The sequence below is a fragment of the Butyrivibrio fibrisolvens genome (genome assembly GCF_037113525.1).
In the GTDB taxonomy this organism is placed as follows: domain Bacteria; phylum Bacillota; class Clostridia; order Lachnospirales; family Lachnospiraceae; genus Butyrivibrio; species Butyrivibrio fibrisolvens.
Window position 1 is genome coordinate 3,058,525 of the sequence record NZ_CP146963.1, and the last position, 18,808, is coordinate 3,077,332.

Consider the following 18,808-nt stretch of genomic DNA (forward strand, 5'->3'; position numbering starts at 1 on the left):
CTTAAAAGAGACTAATATCTTCCTCACGTAGTATATAATCAAACCGCATATATGACAAGTTTACCCGCCTAACCCAGGCATCCATCTACGTTCCCCATCCCACAACGAAAAAAGCGGTGCAAAGCCCTTCCGGCCCTGCACCGCACATCTTTAACCAATATATCTTTTCTCAAGGTCTGAGCCAGTCGTACATCTCCTGATACTTGTTAGCAGATACCTTCCAGCTGAAGTCAACCGCCATAGCCCTGTCGATCATCTTGTTCCACTCGCGCTTGTTGTCATAGTACAGCGCCTCTGCAGTTCTGACCGTCTGCATCATCTCGTGAGCATTATAATTGGTGAAGGAAAAACCTGTACCTGTGCTTTCGAACTTGTTATACGGCTGAACAGTATCCTTAAGACCACCTGTCTCACGCACGATAGGAAGAGTTCCATATCTAAGAGACATAAGCTGAGAAAGTCCGCAAGGCTCAAAGAGTGACGGCATAAGGAAGGCATCACTTGCAGCATAGATCTTGTGTGACAGGGCTTCTGAATAATAGATGTTAGCAGAAACCTTATCGCCATACTTCCATGCAAAGTGACGGAACATATTCTCGTACTGCTCTGTACCTGTTCCAAGGATTACGAACTGAACCGCATCCTGGCACATCTCGTCCATAACGCAGCTGATAAGATCGAATCCCTTCTGATCAGTAAGTCTTGAAACAACACCGATCATCATGATCTTGTCATCCTCTGCAAGACCCAGTTCCTTCTGAAGCGCGCGCTTATTGCGAATCTTCTCCTTACGGAAGTTTATAGCATCATATTTATAATCGATATACTTATCAGTTGAAGGATTGAACTCTTCATAATCAATACCGTTAACGATACCACGAAGATCATTCTCTCTTGATTTAAGAAGACCGTTAAGACCCTCGCCATAGAACTCAGTCTTGATCTCCTCTGCATAAGTTTCTGATACAGTCGTAATAGCGTCAGCGTACACGATACCGCCCTTTAAAAGGTCAGCGTCGCCGAACATTTCAAGCTTGTCCGGTGTGAAAAAATAATCCGGAAGACCTGTAAGATCCTTGACCACCTTCTTGTCCCATCTTCCCTGGAACTTAAGATTGTGTATAGTCATGATAGTCTTCATGCTGCGATAGAACTCATTGGCCTGGAAACGTTCCTTAAGATATACAGGAACAAGACCTGTCTGCCAGTCATGACAGTGAACGATATCCGGATGAAATTCTACTACAGGTAAAATAGAAAGAGCTGCCTTGGAGAAGAATGCAAACTTCTCAATCTCGAACTTAACATCGTCTCCATAAGGTTTGAAACCATTGAAATAATATTCGTTATCTATGAAATAATAGATGATGCCGTTAACCTGTGCCTTAAAAATTCCTACATATTCTCTTTTCCAGTGGAAATCCATATAGAAATTAGTGACATACTCAAGCTTCTCCGTCATCTCCTTAGACATGCATGCATACTTGGGCATTACGATCCTGACGTCGAAATATCTGCGATCGATATCGCGGGGAAGAGAACCTACAACGTCAGCAAGACCACCTGTTTTAATGAAAGGAACGCCTTCAGATGCTACGAAAAGAATATTCTTCATGATTAAATGTACTTCCTTTCTGATGATATCTCTTTATCTTTTTATCTATACATTATATCACACACTATTATTAGCCACAAAGCAAAGAATCATCATCTTTTATTTACAAAATCTACAAAATTTACTGACAAGAAAAATATTTTTAACCGATATTTTTAAAATTTTCTCATCTACAATATCATTTATACTTATGCTAAAATTATTTTTGTAAAAAACAGCCAATTAGTTCAGGATAAAGTCCATTTTATCGAGCAATTGGTCCAATACGTACACTAAAGCAATAAATTTTTAACTATATTATTATCAGCAGTATTGATGCATATTTCATATTTTGCGAACGATTTGAACTACTACTGACCAACGTTCAATATTATTTTTTATACAATTATCATTATTTCGATTGTTTTAAAAATGTAATTTCGTGCGAATTCATTTTATATTTACTTTTTGTTCACATTTTGTTCATATAAGTCAGATATCATAAATTTATCGGAAGTGTTTTTAAATACTTCTGACTCCCCCAATAAAACTTTTTTCATACCGGGTCGTTCGGTTCCCCGCCGAGCGGCCCCTCCTCCCAAAAGAACAGCCGAAAGGCTTTTATTTTTTGAATATAGACAATAGACGGTATACCAAGAGCAGGATAGGTCAAGAGCTTCACAGCTCTTATTTTTTTGCCAAAAAAGGACTCCCAGGAAGTGATCAAGAAGATCAGACATCCTGAGAGTCCTTTTCTTTGTTGGTTAAAAACAGGTTACAAGGAGATGTTCTTCATAATAATGAAGGGCATTTCCAATAGAACACTCAAGCAAGAGCTCTGCCAAGACCTTTGCAGGCTTCAACAGCTTCATCGTCAGGAGCGTTGTTAGCCAGGACGCTATCACATGCAAGGTTTGCACCAACTCCTTTTGCATCGGCTTCCCAAAGGCGCATCCACTCTCCGTCTCCCCAGCCGTATGAACCAAAGAGCGCGATCTTTTTACCAGAAAGAGAACCCTTAACATCTTCGAACATAGGATCGAACACGCTCTCTTCAAGCTGTTCAGCACCCATTGCAGGGCATCCAAACGCAATTGCGTCATACTCTGCAACGTTGTCCTTAGAAAACTGATCTGCAGGGATGATCTTAACTTCAGCACCTGTAGCTGATGCGCCGTCTGAAACTGCCTGCGCCATTGCTGCTGTATTTCCTGTACCACTCCAATAAACCACTGCTACTTTTGACATAACCTTATGTCTCCTTTCATTATTACGTAATATTGATAAGTTGAACGTATTTTTAGAAATCCCCACTACCAGCGAATTTCCTCGAATATGTCGTTTTATATCTTAACTGCGAGCTTGGAAAGCTTAGTCCCCTTATTCCACTCGCGGCAATAGATATCAGTACATTTGCTGAAAGACTCAAACCGCTTCCTGGCAGCCTGCTCATCCCCATACACCTTCCAGGTCCCCACACACTTGCAGCCATCCGGATCTTCAATGAATCCCTTCACATCTTCCGGCGGATAACTTAGGAAAAGACCTATCTCATGAGGAAAAACTTCCCTAGATTTACAACTGCGAAGCCTCTTAATAAGCTCCATCATGCAGGACGTATACTCTCTTCCCGCATATCCTGCAGCATCAAGGATCTCGCGTGCCTTATTATCTTTTAAATCTCTTTGGAGAAAAGAAGGTCTGAAAACATAGACAAGAACTCTTCCTTTGTGAAATCTAAGAGGATAGATGCACAGTCCTTTTGGGACCAGCTCATCATTTAGCGCCCTGATCTCTTCCATGGTCTTTTCTTTAGACTCATATGGAATGGACATAAGATTCCCAGTCTTAAGCCCCGCAAGCGTTGGCGCCCCATAATAGACAATCTCTTTTTCAGACATAGCTCCTCCCTGTGATAATCCCGGCCTCCGGGAAACTAGCATTCCCTTAAACGCCTGTGTTAGCTTTAACTAATTAGCAATTGCTAACACGTGGTTAAAAAATGTGGTCAGCGATTAAACTGGCCGTATTTACAATACTAATTTTGAGAATGATTGTCAAGTTCATTTACGCAAAAATATTTATCTTATTACAATCACTCATATTTAAAAAACTTCAAAATATAACCATTAAAAAAGGATTTTCGAGTCTATAAAAGTGACTCGAAAATCCTTTGCATTTTTTCATATTCAAAAGTTTTCCAGTTATGCAATTTACAACATCTGCCTCTGGATCATACGCACAAACTCATGATTGTTACGCGTATGCGAGAACAGATTGATAACCTGATCTACAGCGTTATCAGCCTTAAGTCCGTTGAAGCCCTTACGCATATGGTTAACTGCCTCAAGTTCATCCGGCATAAGCAAAAGGTCTTCTCTTCTTGTCGAAGACTTCGGAATATTGATAGCAGGGAAAATCCTTCTTTCCTGGAGCTTTCTGTCGAGGATCATTTCCATGTTACCGGTTCCCTTGAATTCCTCGTATACAACATCGTCCATCTTTGAACCAGTCTCGATAAGCGCTGTTGCAAGAATCGTAAGGCTTCCGCCCTCTCTCATATTTCTCGCTGCACCAAAGAATCTCTTAGGCATATGAAGCGCTGCAGGATCAAGACCACCTGAAAGCGTACGGCCTGACGGCGGTACTACCTGGTTGTAGGCTCTAGTAAGTCTTGTGATGGAATCGATAAGGATCATAACGTCTTTCTTGTGCTCAACAAGACGCCTTGCACGCTCGATCGTCATCTCCGCAACTCTCGTGTGATGCTCAGGAAGCTCATCGAATGTAGAGTAGATAACCTCAGCATTATCGCCAGTTATGGACTCCTTGATATCCGTAACTTCCTCAGGACGCTCATCTATCAAAAGAATAATAAGATGAATTTTAGGATAGTTCTTCTGGATAGACTTCGCAACGTCTTTTAACAGAGTGGTCTTACCGGCTTTAGGAGGCGAAACGATCATACCACGCTGGCCCTTACCGATAGGACATATCAGATCCATGATACGCATGGCAATACTTCCGCCTTCGCGCTCAAGGGTAAGTTTTTCATTTGGGAAAATAGGTGTCATCTTCTGGAAGCTGGTTCTTGTAGCTGCCATCTCCGGAAGATATCCATTAACGAGATTTAGTTTAATAAGAGCACCAAACTTATCGTTACCTGTCTTCTCTCTGGCAATGCCTTCAAGAATATCACCGGTACGAAGTCCAAGCTTTCTGATAAGCGCCGGAGCTACGTATACATCATTATCTCCGGGCAGATAGTTCTCGCATCTGATAAAGCCGAATCCATCAGGCATAACTTCAAGAATACCGGAAGCTGAAACTCCGGTTACTTCCTGAGGCTGCTCTGCTTCTTCCTTAGGTGCTTCTGCAGGCTTTTCCTTGTTTTCAGGCTTGCGGTCCTTGCCCTGTTCCTGACGTGTATCTTTTATAAATGGCTTATGCTTTTGACCATGTCCTTCATGATGACCGTTAGAAGGTGCTGCATCCTGAGCCTTTTTATTATCGGAAGATGCTTCACCGGCCTTCTGGCTGTCATCATTTGATACGATCTTAATCTGTGGTTTTGATTCTGGCTCAGCCTCTTTAGCCTTAGGGGCCGGTGCTTTGGTCTCTGCGGGTTTACCTGCTGCTGCCTCTTTCTGGTCAAGCTCAACCATAGCATCAATGATTTCTGATTTCTTAAGAGTAGTCACTGATTTGATGCCGCGTATCTTGGCCAGTGCACGAAGATCAGGCAGTTTCAGAGTTTCATATCGCTCTCTCATAAATCTCCTTTTTTATGATCATTGGAATTCTTATAGATGCCACAGAACATACGAAAGTAACTGAATAATAATTCCGTACATTCATATTATCGGATTATCGTTCGGATTCATTAACAATTATGATGTGGGGATATTTGTATTAATGTTTAAGAATTAACTATATATTATAATATCACAATGCCGCTATAAAGTGGACATAATTTTAATAATCGATCTCGGTTAATAATCGACCTTCATAAGGCACAGTCCCTGCGCCTTGGCTGTAGGGCCAGCCAACTTTCGATCTTTTGCTTCAAGAATCTCGCCGACTCTTTGTGGAGTCATGTTTCCAAATCCAACTTCAAGGAGGGTTCCGGAAAGGATTCTTACCATGTTTTGGAGGAAGCCATTGCCATGGAAATACATTCTAATGTAGGGGCCGTCTTTCTCGATTTCAATAGAATCCACGCATCGAACCGTGGATTTTTTCATGCGGGGATTGGCGCAAAAGCTTTTGAAATCGTGTGTACCAATTAAATACTCAGCGGCTTGTCTCATCTTCTTGATGTCTGGATGCTGGTCAAGGACTGTTACGTACTTACGGTCGAAAACGGGTTTGCTGTCGCCATAGTAGCAGGTATATCTGTAGGTCTTGCCAAGGGCATTGTATCTGGCGTGGAATCGTTCGGAAGCATCCTTTAGGTCTTCAATTGCTATATCTTCTGGAAGGTATTGATTCATATAGCTTTGGATATCAGCAGCAGACATGGTGGTATCAAGATGCACATTTGCAACTTGTCCTAAAGCATGAACGCCGGCATCTGTACGGCCTGAAGCCATGAGCTTAACACCGGCTTCGTCAGCATTCTTTCCACCGGACTTATCTGTGCTGCCCTTTTCATCCCGATTAACATCATCAGATCTCTCTTCCTCGATCATCCTAGACAGAACTTTTTCGATTTTCCCCTGAATAGTCATATCTACTCCAGGCTGAGACTCCCACCCCTGGTATCTGGTGCCGTCGTATTTTATTGTCATCTTGAAATTTCTTTTCATTACTAATGTCCCCACATATTGTTTATGTTAATGCTTATTATCGATGCCTATCAATAATATTACTCTTATATTCTTCGCATTTATCAACTGACATCCCCAGGAATCCCCACGAACGAGCCCTTTTATATGCGAAGCCGCCTCACTCGATCAGCGTCATGCCGCTGTCATAAAGCTTATCATGCATTGCGTCATAAAGCCATTTTTCCATAGAAACTCCCTCGCTGTTAGCCAGATGGAAATTCAGGTTACGGATGTTTGTATGGATCGTGCCGCCTTTCATTCCGCTCTTCATGACCATCTTATTCCTGAAGTTATTGAGATAGAAATGAAATCCTGGATTCACCTCTTTGAGCTGAGTCAGCATCACTTTCATCTGTTCGTGGAACTCGGCCTGAATATCCTTATCAGAAGCAAAAACCTTGTTGGCGACATCGTTATAATATGCGCTGAGCAAATAATCATGCGTTGACGTTGAGTACAGATATCTGAACCTGTCACCATATTTGGCGTACAGTCTTCTGTACCAGTCCACGGTGATGTTATCAGATGTGATGGCCTGCCACAAGTCATCCGGGGCTTTCCATATTTCTTTTGCCGTATCGCGCCAGCCATCATAGAGGAACTGACCGCTGTCTGACAATAAAGTCACGTCCTTACATTCCGGATAGAAGTCATCACAGATCTCGCCGGCAAGGGCTGGGACTGCGAAAGCGCCGGCGCTGTCGCCTGCGATAAGGAGTCTTTTGGGATTTTTGAAAAGGCGTTTGGCCTGTTCCATGGCGTATCTGAAATTCTTGTAGCCGTGGAAGTGGATTACGTCTTTTTCCCCATCGCTGTCTGTGTATTCAAAATCGTTGTTGCCAACGTGAAGGTCACCGGTAGCATAAGTGATGATGACCTGGCTGAAATTTCTGAACTTATTTCTGGGATTTATATCTTCTGTGATTCCGGAGCGGATGTTCATGATCTGGGTAAAAGGCCTTAGATTACTCCAATAGAAATTAGGCATTCCGGCAGTTATCGTGCCGCCGGAAGAAGGCCTTGCTGCTGTATAGGAATTCCAGGCAACTCCCCCTCCGGACAGGAAGACGAGTAGATTCCTGGAACGACCTTTTTTGACATAAATATAATACTCTGAGCCGTCCCCCGTTACGCCTTGAGGTATATCAACTCTATACCAGGTGTTTAAAGAGGGTTCTTCATTATCTAAAAGCTTGGCTACTCCAAGGTGAGTACCTGCGATAATGTCACTTACACTGTTCTCAAAGTAATCGCCAACGCGGTAGGCAAAAGCCAGACCGCGTTTAAGGTTTTCGCTGTTAGTCTGTTGTTTTTGTGACATTTAACTCCCTTACATATTCCAGAATTTGGCTGAAGCATTCTTAAGGTCTCTGAACCTGAAAAGAATGATTGCTGCTGCAAGTATGAGGTAGATGGCAACACATATTACTGCAGGCCACATGAATATATTGGTTTCATTGATGATCGGTATAAGCTGTATCATTGCTACGATAAAATCAAAGATAAGATAATTGACGTAGTCTTCAAGGTGGGCTTTGGTAACAAGGCCTATAACAATAGTAAAAATAAGTAGCACGATAAGCGCCATAGGTATCGTCCATGCTATATCCCAGCCGCGATTACCAAACACGCGGTCTGTCAGGTACGAAATCACCATTACCGCGTAGGCTTCGAAGGTAACGAGCTTCAAAATGTTACCCCTTAGCATGATCGCAACGACCATATCTATCCAGATAACAACGCTAGCCATGATGACCATTCCGGGCCATGCTGAATCCGGCTTTCCAATCTGATGAACCAGAAGGAATCTGGCTGAGATCATTACTATTACTATAACTGCAAGAATGAATGTCAGGATCTTAAGAAGGGATACTCTCGAAACTCTTTTCTTAAGAACAGGATATGCAGGGTCTTCAGGCGTACCAGTAAGGCGGCCCTGACACAAAGGACACTCTGTCTTATATCCTCTGACTTTTACTTTACACTTGGGGCAGTACTGCATCCGACAGGTTCTCCTTCCATATCACCGGTTTCTTCATCGGCTTTTTCAAATTCAACTTCCTTGATCTGGTTCTTTTCCCAGTTAAGGACTGTATCGATATCCACATTGTGGTCAGAACTTGTAACTTCAACGTCGATTCCCATTTTCACAAGTCTTCTGAAGAAATGCAGCATGATCTCATGAGTTGTATACGCGCTCACTTCTCCGAAGACCATCTTGTCCTTGAAGCTTGAAACGCAGATCTGTTCTGAAATCGCAGTCATGAAGCATGAGAATCTGTCGATGTATATGCTAACTTCCGGCGGCATATCAATATTACCAAGATTGGACATGGTACTCGTTACGCCCTTCTTGGCAACTCTGTCGATTCCCTGCACTGCAATATTTTTTATGAAAAGAGGTACGACCTTAACTGCAATATTGTGCTCAAGGGCCGCATAGGAATTCATAGTATTTCTGATATTCTCTTCAGAAAGCTGGTTCGCAAAGGACTGCTTAACGAATTCTATGATCTCAGGAAGCTCCTCGCCCTGCTTATACAGATCGTATACTATCGTGATAGTTCCATAGAAATTACGCGTAGTCTCTGAATGGAAGTACTGGCGCAGGTTAACAGGAACGCTGACAACGATAGGTCTTTTCCTCTCGCCGACAGGCATCTCTTCTATTACTGATGCGATATATATAGCAGTCGCCATTATTCCGACTGAAGTATTGTACTGCTTTGAAAGCTCCTTGAACTGCTTAACGGAGATGCAGCCTTCGATAAGGTGAGGCTGTCTGTCAGGATCGATATCTCCGTGAATAGTGTAAGCTCTCTTACTTGAAAGAGATTTGAGCTGCTTTAGACCGCCTGATCTCTGATAAAAGTGTCTGAAAGCATCATCATCTTTTTCCTCTTTGGAAGAAGTCTCTTCGTTCCAGTCAGAAAGCTGAAGATTGTACTTCTTGGCAACATATACTGTTACCAGTTTTCTGAAGAAAATAAGTGCTCCTGTACCGTCTGCAAGGACGTGGAACATTTCAAGATTGATGCGCTTTCTATAATAGAATACCCTGTAAAGAAGTGTTCTTCTTCCGGGAAAATAGATCTGGGAACAGGGAGGGAGATTTTCTTCCTCAACCAAAGGGTGCAGATTATCGCGGTGTTCAAGGTAATACCAGAAAACACCTTTTCTCAGAACACTGTTAAAATATGGAAATTCTTCTATTACTTCATCGAGCGCTTCCTGGAGGATTGCAGGGTTGACGTTATCCACCAGTTCGCAGCTGATCCTAAATACTCTTGTATTGGCTCCCTGGACAGTTGACGGAATAATCTTCGCAGCATTGTCCAGCTGATACCATTTTCTGTTTGAATGTGACATGTTTCGCCTCGTTTGCTTCGATGTGGGGGATTCCTGAGGGTGGCAGCCTATAAATGATTTTGTTGTCGTGAAAGATTTACTTAATTCAAGGCATGATATCTGGAATAATATATTCTAGGATCCGAAACTCGCTTCGCGGGGGCATGCGGATCCTAAACAGAATATATTATTCCATCTATCAAGCTCTTGAATTAAGTAAATCTTTCAAAGACAACAAAATCATTTATAGGCTGCCATCCTCAGGAATCTTCCAGGTATCGGTGATAGTTTATTTGAGTGAAAGTTTGGGTTCTTTTCGCAATATTTTTGAACTTTTGATATAGCGCTTTTTAATATAGTTTTTATATAGCGTTTAATATAGTTTTTAATATAGCATTTAGTATTGCTTTTAATATTGCATTTAGTATTGCTTTTAATATTGCGTTTAGTATTGCTTTTAATATTGCGTTTAGTATTGCTTTTAATATTGCATTCAGTATTGCTTACTGTATTATTGTAGTATCACTTAAAAGGTATACCACCTGGAGCGTTAATATTCAAATCGTCTACACTAATTTCTGTAAGGACTCCGTTTTTAAGTTCAAAGCAGAAGAACTCACAATTACCGACTTTTATGTTCCAGAAGTCTTTAAGAGCTGTACCTCGTAAGTTTATAAGTAATGCTCTCATGCAAGCGCCGTGTGTCTGGATGAGAATGTTGTCATCAGGGCCATAATTTTTCTCTTGAGTCTTTAGAAAAGCTATGAAGTCACCTGCTCTTCCTACGATATTGTCGTAAGTTTCGACGCCTTTTTTACGTTCGCAGTTTACGTACTTTTGGGGTTCTGCGAAGAGGTCTTTTTCTCTTGCCTTGACGAGGTCGTAGTCGGTGCCTTCGAGTTCGCCGAAGAACATTTCTTTGATGCGTTCGTCGATAACGAACTCATCTCTTTTAATTCCTGTAATAAGTTCTGCGGTTTCTATGGCTCTGCCTAAGGGGCTTGAGTATACCTTTTTGAAACTTATTCCTTTTTTCTGGATACGGGATGCGGCTTCGCGGGCCTGATCTCTTCCGGTGTCATTTAATGGGACGTCGGTTGCGCCCTGGAAGAGTCTTTCTTTATTCCACTCTGTTTCACCGTGTCTTACAAAATACCAAAACATAACTTTAAAATTCCTATCTAAATAAAAATATATCTTAAGTACTTACTATAACTACTATACGTCTATCTCATCCACTATAACATCTCCAGAAGCGCGTCTGACTGCTTCTGCAGCCTGGAACAATGTCAGGAACTTCTTGTTCTTAACAAGCTTGAGCTGCCTTTTTGCAAAGCGAAGCTGTATTCCGTAGTGATCGAGAATGGGTGCTTCGGCGGCGCTTACGCGCTCTTCCATAATATCAGGGTCTTGCAGGTCTTTGTCAATATAGATACGAAGGAGAGCTGCAATGCACCTTCCAAGGGCCATGGTTCCGTCGCTTCGCTTAACGCTGACGGTATCTTCTGCTTCCATGCTCCAGGAAGGAATATAATGACATATTCCATAAGCGCAGTCAATTTCCATTATACCACTGTCGCCCTCGAGGTGAACCCAGGCGGTGTTATCTTCTATGAAGATCTCGGAAACGGGCCTTGCCTGTTCCTTGCAAATAACTGATATGATGTCACAGTCGACTAAGGCTATCTGGCAGTGGAGATTTTTCTTCCTGTCATTGGAAGAGTGATCAACACTTTCAACAGCATTACCGCCTTCACCTATGCTTTCCGAGCCATATGACGATGTGTCATCTTTAAAAGAAGTTTCTTCAGAAATATCTTTCTTATTTTTGCCTTCTTTAGAAGTATCGCCATTATATTTACTGTCTTTGAATGATGTTCCCTTAGAATTATCATCCAAAAGAGGTGTATTCTTTAAAGATATATTCATGTCTTTTGATATATCTTCATCCATAGAAGTTTCTGCTGCATTATTTTCGTCTGCATCCTTTAACATAGGCTGGTCTGAAACTTTATTTTTTTCTCCCCATCTTGGTATCGGCGGATCAGTAATGCTCTCCTGTGCTACCAACGGGCGCACGCCTTCTATAAGGATAGGCTGTCTGAAACTTCCTGTCCTGAAGATGACATATCTTTCTGACGGAATCTCGAAAGGTCCTGCAGTAGGTCTTACGCTTCTGTGATTGCCGAGAATATCTGTATCAAATACGATGGTCGAGCCATCCGGATTTTCAAATCTCTGCTCAGGTTCGAAGGCGATTCCGAGCTCGTTTGAAGTAAGTAATCTCTTTTCACCTCTTGGAAGGAAGGCAAAAAGGTTGGTGGTAAATACGCATTCGTTGCCTTCATCCGACACTTTGAACATAACCTGATGTTTCGTATCGGTATAGGCGTCTTTTTCGCCCTGGCTGGGAAGCGCTCCGTTGAAGTAATAATTGCCCTCAAAATATACAGGCAGGTGGTCATAATAGGCATCCCTGACTGCAGGTCTTGTCTTAAACTCAGCAAAATACTGCTCAATAGACGGATAGCCCGAGTAAGCAACTGTTCCGCAGCTTAGATCCAGAATCTTGCCAAAGCCAGCTTTTTTGCCCTCTAAGTACATCATCAGGTCTTCGCGGACAGGCTTTTGAACGAATACATTGTTACAAAATCTCGCATCGCCGTGAAGGATGGTCATAAAACCAGCTATCATCGTAGAATGCGGGACGTGGTAAGGCGTGTATCTGTCGGTTGAAAAAATGCGGCCGCCGTTATCAGTTCCCTTCCCCACATAGGAAAAAGAACCTGCGATAAAGTTATGAACCAGCGCAATTCCCTGCGTCGACAGCCTGCAGGCAATGTCTGACAAAAGAAGGTTGTTGTCGATAAGAGTCGGGCCGTGCGATACTTCCACGAATATATCTTCGCCAAGGCCGAGACCGCTGTTAATCTGCGCACCAACAGGCGGAACATTATCATGGAAAAGATTCTGCGTAACCCTTGTACCCTGCGCCTGCCAGTCAAGCCACAGGCCTCTTGTGCAGTGATCTATGCGGTTTCTGCGGATCAGCGTATCGATCGCAGCATGAAGCTTGATGCCGCCAATCTCAGCACCTGCAAGGTTCTTTTTACAATTGATATGATGAATGTGGTTGTCTTCTATGGTAGAAAAAACCGCGCCAAGATTCCCGACGATGCCCGCCTGGCCGCAGTCGTGGATGTTGCACCTGCGGATCATGTGGGAGCCGACGGTCTCCTTGTCCCAGCCTTCGTTAACGGCCTGACACGCAGCGTCGCGCTGGGTCTGGGTTCCGTCTTTGACGAAAGTTGTGGTCCACTTATTGTCGTTGCCAGGCTGTCTGTATTTGCCAAGGGAAATTCCGGCACACTTGGACTCCGAGATCTCGCAGTCTTCAATGATCCAGCCCTTGGACCAGTGCGGGCCGACCATGCCTTCCTGCATTGCAGTTGGCGGCGCCCAGTTGGTTGCAGCCTGGCAGATCTTGAAACCTGACAGAGTAATGTAACTGATACCCTCTCTTTGCGGGAAAAAACATGACGATCTGACGCTGATCTCGACATTCTCAAGGTTAGGATCGTAGCCCCTGAAATTGGCCTTAAATATAGTATAAAGGCCGTCTTTGGACTGCTCGCAGTACCACACAAAAAGGGTATCGCCCGGATTCCAGGATGCCTTCTGCATCACAGGCTTCTCAACTTCTTTATAGGAAAAGACCTCGTACATGGACCTTCCATTAAGGTACACATCACCAAGATGCGCCTTGAATGAAGGGTCGTACCAGTCGCCTTTGACCAAATTCGTGTAGGGATTGCGGTCTGGGAATACCGAGTTTGGCACTTCGCAGGACCATACGTTGTCAGACTCTTTTTTCCAGTTTTTGATCCTCTCAGCACCGGAAATTACAGCACCTAGAAGGCTACTGCTTCTGTAGATAATGGGTTCGCCTTCTTCGCCGCCTCGCGGGGGATCGATGGATTCTCTGTAGATGCCCGGCGACACAATGACTTCATCACCCGGCATGGCAACCTGCGCTGCCTCTGAGATTGTCTTAAAGGGGTGCTCACGGGATCCGTCACCACCCGCAAAATTGTTCTGAGCAACATAATAATACATACACTGCCTCCCTCATGGTGGACATTAAGGTCTCGCCTATTCCTGAGGGTGGCAGTTAGTGAATGATTTTATTGTCATGATAGTTTTACTAAATTCAAGGCATGATATCTGACGTTTTATATTCCAGGGTCCGAAACTCGCTTCGCTCAAACATGCGGACCCTAAACAGAATATAAAACGTCATCTATCAAGCTCTTGAATTTAATAAAACTCTCAAAGACAATAAAATCATTCACTAACTGCCGCCCTCAGGAATATTCAAAGTTTGATGATGTTTTATATGTGTGCAGAAATTGTTTTAAATATTGTAATTACGTTCGCCAAAAATGCCAGTGCCAACACGAACTAAGGTTGCTCCCTCTTCTATTGCTACTTCGTAATCGCCTGTCATTCCCATAGAAAGTGTGTCCATAGGTTCTTTAGTAAGCTTCATCTCATTTGCTTTATTAAGAAGATCTTTAAGTCCTCTGAAGTACTGTCTGTTAGACTCGGGATTTTCTGTGTATGGAGCGATTGTCATAAGGCCGCGGATTCGGATGTGTTCGAAATCCTTGATCTGCTCGATGAAGGGGATGCAGTCCTCAGGGGTAAGACCGAACTTGGTGTCTTCGCCGGCCATGTTTACTTCGCAGAGGACATCCATTACAAGGTCGTGCTTGGCGGCCTGCTTCTCGATTTCCTGGGCGAGTTTAAGGTTATCTACAGAATGGATCATGTCTACCATTCCAGGGAGATATTTTACTTTATTGTTCTGAAGATGGCCTATCATGTGCCAGTGGAGGGGTTCTGTGATCTCGGTGGTCTTGTCGCGGAGTTCCTGAACCTTATTTTCTCCAAATGTCTCTATTCCATAGGACATTGCTTCTCTAATATCAGATACAGGCTTGGTCTTACTTACAGCGATAAGGGTTACATCTGAGCGGTCTCTGCCGGCTCTGTCGCATGCTGCCTGGATCTTTTTTTCTACGTCAGCTAAGTTTTCTGTAATATTGCTCATGTCGTGCCTCTCATTAGTATTTTTTCACTATTTTATTCTAACATAAGGAAAAAAACCATGCATTCTTTTGTAACTTCGTCAAAAAAATCCCTCAAAATATCGCAAAATACTGCCAAACGTCCATTTTCAGTTTATTTTCAGATAGAGGTTGTACCATAAACTTGTTTTTGATAAAATAGATGGGCGGGTTTTTTCCGCCACAATACAAAAAGGACTGTTCATATCCCATTATATTCACGAACAGTCGGAAAGAGTCACGATTATGAAAAAAAGAATTGCTTCTTTATTTGTAACTGGCCTTTGCGCAGCTCTTATCGTTGGATGTAACTCTAATGATGCAGGAACTGGCTCAGAGCCATCCCAGATTGGTTCATCAGGAACAGCAGTTGAGACAACACCTTCTACAGCTTCTACAACAGATGCTGAGCCTACAGAAGATGTTACTCCTGAAGTTGCTACAGCTGAGATTCCTGAAGGAATGTACCTCAGCGAGCTCACAGGTGAGCCTATCGATGAGTCACTTAAGGATCAGCGTCCTATCGCAGTTATGGTTGATAACGAGAAGACAGCTCTTCCTCACTACGGAACAGCAGAAGCTGATATCGTTTACGAGCTCATGAACAGCACAAAGAACGGACGTATCACACGTCTTATGTGCATCTTCAAGGATTGGGGTTCAATCGAGCAGCTCGGAAGTATCAGAAGTACAAGACCTACAAACATCGTACTTGCTGCTGAGTTCAACGCAGTACTTTGCCACGATGGTGGTCCTTACTACAACGACAGCTATTTCCAGCAGAACCTTTTCGCAGATCACTTCTCAGGTATCTTCTCTCGTGTAAACAACGGTAAGTCACGTGAGTTCACAGAGTATATCGTATCTGGCGATCTTGATAAGGCTTTCGGAAATTCAAAGATCTCTACAACATACAACGACAACCGTTTCGAAGACGGCGAGAAGTTCTATTTCGCAGATTACGGTACAACAGTTGATCTTGCAGCAGAGGGAACAGAGGTTACAGATGTAACAGAAGTTGTTCTTCCTTTCTCTCACAACGAGTCAACTCTTAAGTATAATCCTGATACAGAGATGTATGAGTACTATGAATATGGTAGCGCTCACCTCGATGCAGAAGACAGCGAGCCTCTTGCATTCGATAACGTAATCCTTCAGAACACAAGCCACTCACAGCTTGATGAGAACGGATATCTTGTTTACAACTATCTTGACAATGGTGATCAGTGCACAGGTTACTACCTTACAAAGGGTCAGTGCATCCCGATCTACTGGATCAAGGGTTCACAGGAAGCTCTGACATACTACTTCACAGATTCTTCTTACTCACAGGAGCTTCAGATCAACACAGGTAAGACTTATGTAGCACTTGTTCCTCGTGATACATGGGGTGATGTTGAACTCAAATAATTAGCGCATAGCTTTTGAAAGCGGCACAGGTTGTGCCGCTTTTTTTGTTGGGGTAAGCTTCGCACTTATAAAGGGGACTGACGCAGGAGATGCCTGGGGGTGGGAGGTTATAAAGGATTTCTGAGTCTTTGAAAGGATTAACAATTCAAGGCATGATATCTGGGGTTTTATATTCTGGGATTTACAAACTCGCTTCGCTCAAACAGGTAAATCCCGGGAAGAATATAAAACTCCATCTATCACGCTCTTGAATTTGTTAATCCTTTCAAAGACTCTGAAATCCTTTATAACCTCCCACCCCCAGGCATCTTCAAGGTTTAGGCCTTTTTTATAAGTGCGAAGGATCAATTGGGGATGGTGGTTTGAGTGTGAAAGCTTCTTTGGTAGTTAACGCCAAAACAGGAATTCATAGCATTCAAAATGACTATGAATTCCTGTTTTTCTAATTTTAATAACTACTACTTTTTCTTTATGCGGTGGAGCTGAGGGCGGATGACTAGTTGGGGGATTGTTACGCCGTCGGGTCTGTCGAGGATGTATTTAACGGACTCTGCTACTTCGGTTGGATCGAGGCCGGCTTCGGTTGTATCGTCAGCTTCGAAGTCGGCATTTCGGTAGAGGTTGGTTCGGGTCATGTCAGGCATGATGGTGGTGACTTTTACGCCGTATTTCCTAGCCTCTTCAAAGATGCTGTTACCAAAGCTAAGAAGGCCTGCTTTGATGGCTCCGTAGGCTGCGCCGTGGGGGTTGGAGGAGGATATGGCGGTGACGGAGGAGATGTTGATAATAGTTCCTCCGGATTTCTTGAAGTCTCTTAGAAGGAGCTGGGTGATGATCATGGGGGCTTCTAAGTTGGTGCGTACCATCTTGCTTATCTTGTCGGGGCTTATCTCTTCGTGGAGGCCGTACCAGGCGCAGGCGGCGTTGTTGATAAGGACATTGATAGGTGTTTCTTTTCTAATGGTTTTAACTTCGCGAGTTAGAGCTTGAGTGTCAGTTATGTCACAGATTATTTTTTTGAATAAGGGGTTATCTAAAAGCTCCTTATCAGTCTTTTCAAAGTCTCGTCCTATGCCGTATACAGTGTAGCCTTCTTGGCATAGCATGAGGGCGATCTTCTCTCCTATTCCGGATGAGGCGCCTGTAAGAAGTACTGTCTTGTTTTCTATCATAAATTCCTCCACGAGATATTATCTTAATACCTACTCTTCTATCCACCTGAAAATCTTGGCATCTGGACATGTATCTTTTATTTCATCTATAAGAAAAGACTCCATATCCTCGACGAGCTTATTAGGATAATGGTAGTATCCTTCTTCCAGAACGAATGGGTACTGGACTACTTCTGAAAGGGGCATGGCTTTTCGCATCTTCTTAAGGTATGATTCGGAGATTCTAAAGCTTCCAACGCTGAAGTCTCTGACCTTAGCCATGTCTACCGAACTTCTAACATCCTCAAGCATTCGACCATATATGTCTCGCCATGAAGGTGTATAGATCATAGGATCGAAGCATAGTCTTACGGGCCAGCCGTTATTGAGATAGTGACTGGCGGCTTCGAGTCTTTGAGGTAGTCTTGCAGAGCCGTGCTCAAACCTTGCTATCACAGGATCAGGTGAGATAGTCCAGGCAAATATGACGCGGTCGCATGGGGCTATATATTCGTTAGAAGATTCAGCTTTCTGGTTTACAGACTGAGCCTTCGTGTCAATACCAGGGTCTTTCCCTTGGACCAAAGGCCGAGCCTTAATGCCAATATCAAGGTCTTTTCTTCCACACTTAGTACGTATTTCAATTGTAAGGTTTTCATGACTTTTAGTAAACTCTATCCATTTAGCCACAAAGCCAGTAAGGTTCTCGATTGCCATGAGGTCTGTGTCGTATGATACGCACAGGTAGACGGGGAACTTGGCAAGGAGGTCTTCTACTTCTTTGAAGATGTCCTCGATATTTACAAATATGACGAGATTACCTGAAGGGTACATTCCCTTAAGGTAGCAGTATTCGCAGTCGTAGAGGCAGTTCATGATGCAGGAGGTGTAGTAAAAATGGCTGTTGCCAAAGTCCTGACATACGGGTGCACCATCATATACAAGGCGGCCTTTCTTGGCAGCAAGGATAAGATTCCTTGATGCATGCTGGAGCATGAAGTCCTGCCTTTTTCTGTTAAAGACGTCCTTGTAATGGTCGATGACTACGATCTGCGAATCGAGAAAATGGGCGAGTATATCCTTAACCCTGTCGGTGTCTAATATTTCTTTTTCTACGTATATGTGTTTGAATGCGCTTTGAGTTATGTTTTCAAAGGGCATCGTATTATTATCTTTCACTCGGTAATCTTTCCTTTATCTTCACTGAATTCGTACATATAAATGAGCTTGGTATAATCTTTTGTTTGGTATTTAATAGATGATCTAATTGTCTATATTAGCTACTATTTTCAGAAGCATTCATTTTTTCAACTATTCTTTACATGCAGGAATCATTTTTTGGCATTA

Annotated in this window: 14 protein-coding genes; 1 reads left to right on the top strand and 13 read right to left on the bottom strand. The window is 43.1% G+C overall.

What is annotated here, in order from left to right; translation table 11 throughout:
- Positions 1-169 precede the first annotated feature (169 nt).
- From glgA to WAA20_RS12770, 11 genes are all read right to left on the bottom strand, one after another.
- A complete protein-coding gene (glgA, locus tag WAA20_RS12720) occupies positions 170-1,615 on the bottom strand; it encodes a glycogen synthase GlgA (RefSeq protein WP_073386372.1) in 1,446 nt (481 codons plus the stop codon).
- Positions 1,616-2,419: 804 nt separating this feature from the next.
- Positions 2,420-2,842, bottom strand: a complete 423-nt coding sequence (locus WAA20_RS12725; protein WP_073386369.1) for a flavodoxin — start codon at positions 2,840-2,842, stop codon at positions 2,420-2,422.
- A 95-nt stretch (positions 2,843-2,937) separates the two neighbouring features.
- Positions 2,938-3,495, bottom strand: coding sequence for a DUF3793 family protein (locus tag WAA20_RS12730; protein ID WP_073386368.1), 558 nt, complete (start codon positions 3,493-3,495; stop codon positions 2,938-2,940).
- A 312-nt stretch (positions 3,496-3,807) separates the two neighbouring features.
- Complete coding sequence (rho, locus tag WAA20_RS12735) at positions 3,808-5,367, bottom strand: transcription termination factor Rho (RefSeq protein WP_073386366.1); 1,560 nt, start codon at positions 5,365-5,367, stop codon at positions 3,808-3,810.
- 219 nt (positions 5,368-5,586) lie between these two features.
- The gene (truA, locus tag WAA20_RS12740) at positions 5,587-6,402 is read right to left on the bottom strand and encodes a tRNA pseudouridine(38-40) synthase TruA (protein ID WP_073386364.1); all 816 of its coding nucleotides are present in this window, start codon (positions 6,400-6,402) and stop codon (positions 5,587-5,589) included.
- Between the two features lie 139 nt (positions 6,403-6,541).
- On the bottom strand, positions 6,542-7,744 hold the full coding sequence (locus WAA20_RS12745; RefSeq protein ID WP_073386363.1) for a pectin acetylesterase-family hydrolase: 1,203 nt from the start codon (positions 7,742-7,744) through the stop codon (positions 6,542-6,544).
- Between the two features lie 9 nt (positions 7,745-7,753).
- Positions 7,754-8,425 (bottom strand): DUF6320 domain-containing protein, encoded by a 672-nt coding sequence (locus WAA20_RS12750; protein WP_139263664.1) that lies wholly within the window; start codon positions 8,423-8,425, stop codon positions 7,754-7,756.
- Positions 8,398-9,792, bottom strand: coding sequence for a hypothetical protein (locus WAA20_RS12755; RefSeq protein WP_073386359.1), 1,395 nt, complete (start codon positions 9,790-9,792; stop codon positions 8,398-8,400). The genes WAA20_RS12750 and WAA20_RS12755 overlap by 28 nt, the downstream gene beginning before the upstream one ends.
- Positions 9,793-10,293: 501 nt before the next feature.
- Positions 10,294-10,935: a histidine phosphatase family protein gene (locus tag WAA20_RS12760; protein WP_073386357.1), complete on the bottom strand. Its 642-nt coding sequence runs from the start codon at positions 10,933-10,935 to the stop codon at positions 10,294-10,296.
- Between the two features lie 54 nt (positions 10,936-10,989).
- Entirely contained in the window at positions 10,990-13,887 is a 2,898-nt protein-coding gene (locus WAA20_RS12765) for a right-handed parallel beta-helix repeat-containing protein (RefSeq protein WP_073386355.1), read from the bottom strand.
- A 298-nt stretch (positions 13,888-14,185) separates the two neighbouring features.
- Positions 14,186-14,884: a YggS family pyridoxal phosphate-dependent enzyme gene (locus WAA20_RS12770; RefSeq protein WP_073386354.1), complete on the bottom strand. Its 699-nt coding sequence runs from the start codon at positions 14,882-14,884 to the stop codon at positions 14,186-14,188.
- A 262-nt stretch (positions 14,885-15,146) separates the two neighbouring features.
- Between WAA20_RS12770 and WAA20_RS12775 the strand changes: the two genes are divergently transcribed.
- Positions 15,147-16,310 (top strand): DUF3048 domain-containing protein, encoded by a 1,164-nt coding sequence (locus WAA20_RS12775; RefSeq protein ID WP_073386352.1) that lies wholly within the window; start codon positions 15,147-15,149, stop codon positions 16,308-16,310.
- A 458-nt stretch (positions 16,311-16,768) separates the two neighbouring features.
- On the opposite strand, the gene WAA20_RS12780 is transcribed toward WAA20_RS12775, so the two are convergent.
- Entirely contained in the window at positions 16,769-17,482 is a 714-nt protein-coding gene (locus tag WAA20_RS12780; protein ID WP_073386351.1) for an SDR family oxidoreductase, read from the bottom strand.
- Positions 17,483-17,512: 30 nt separating this feature from the next.
- The gene (locus tag WAA20_RS12785) at positions 17,513-18,640 is read right to left on the bottom strand and encodes a spore photoproduct lyase family protein (RefSeq protein ID WP_073386349.1); all 1,128 of its coding nucleotides are present in this window, start codon (positions 18,638-18,640) and stop codon (positions 17,513-17,515) included.
- Positions 18,641-18,808 lie beyond the last annotated feature (168 nt).

Excerpts from the sequence above, each read along its gene's own strand:
- glgA (WP_073386372.1), bottom strand. The coding sequence starts at position 1,615 with ATGAAGAATATTCTTTTCGTAGCATCTGAAGGCGTTCCTTTCATTAAA.
- WAA20_RS12770 (WP_073386354.1), bottom strand. The coding sequence starts at position 14,884 with ATGAGCAATATTACAGAAAACTTAGCTGACGTAGAAAAAAAGATCCAG.
- truA (WP_073386364.1), bottom strand. The coding sequence starts at position 6,402 with ATGAAAAGAAATTTCAAGATGACAATAAAATACGACGGCACCAGATAC.
- WAA20_RS12755 (WP_073386359.1), bottom strand. The coding sequence starts at position 9,792 with ATGTCACATTCAAACAGAAAATGGTATCAGCTGGACAATGCTGCGAAG.
- rho (WP_073386366.1), bottom strand. The coding sequence starts at position 5,367 with ATGAGAGAGCGATATGAAACTCTGAAACTGCCTGATCTTCGTGCACTG.
- WAA20_RS12730 (WP_073386368.1), bottom strand. The coding sequence starts at position 3,495 with ATGTCTGAAAAAGAGATTGTCTATTATGGGGCGCCAACGCTTGCGGGG.
- WAA20_RS12750 (WP_139263664.1), bottom strand. The coding sequence starts at position 8,425 with ATGCAGTACTGCCCCAAGTGTAAAGTAAAAGTCAGAGGATATAAGACA.
- WAA20_RS12745 (WP_073386363.1), bottom strand. The coding sequence starts at position 7,744 with ATGTCACAAAAACAACAGACTAACAGCGAAAACCTTAAACGCGGTCTG.
- WAA20_RS12780 (WP_073386351.1), bottom strand. The coding sequence starts at position 17,482 with ATGATAGAAAACAAGACAGTACTTCTTACAGGCGCCTCATCCGGAATA.
- WAA20_RS12775 (WP_073386352.1), top strand. The coding sequence starts at position 15,147 with ATGAAAAAAAGAATTGCTTCTTTATTTGTAACTGGCCTTTGCGCAGCT.
- WAA20_RS12725 (WP_073386369.1), bottom strand. The coding sequence starts at position 2,842 with ATGTCAAAAGTAGCAGTGGTTTATTGGAGTGGTACAGGAAATACAGCA.
- WAA20_RS12765 (WP_073386355.1), bottom strand. The coding sequence starts at position 13,887 with ATGTATTATTATGTTGCTCAGAACAATTTTGCGGGTGGTGACGGATCC.
- WAA20_RS12760 (WP_073386357.1), bottom strand. The coding sequence starts at position 10,935 with ATGTTTTGGTATTTTGTAAGACACGGTGAAACAGAGTGGAATAAAGAA.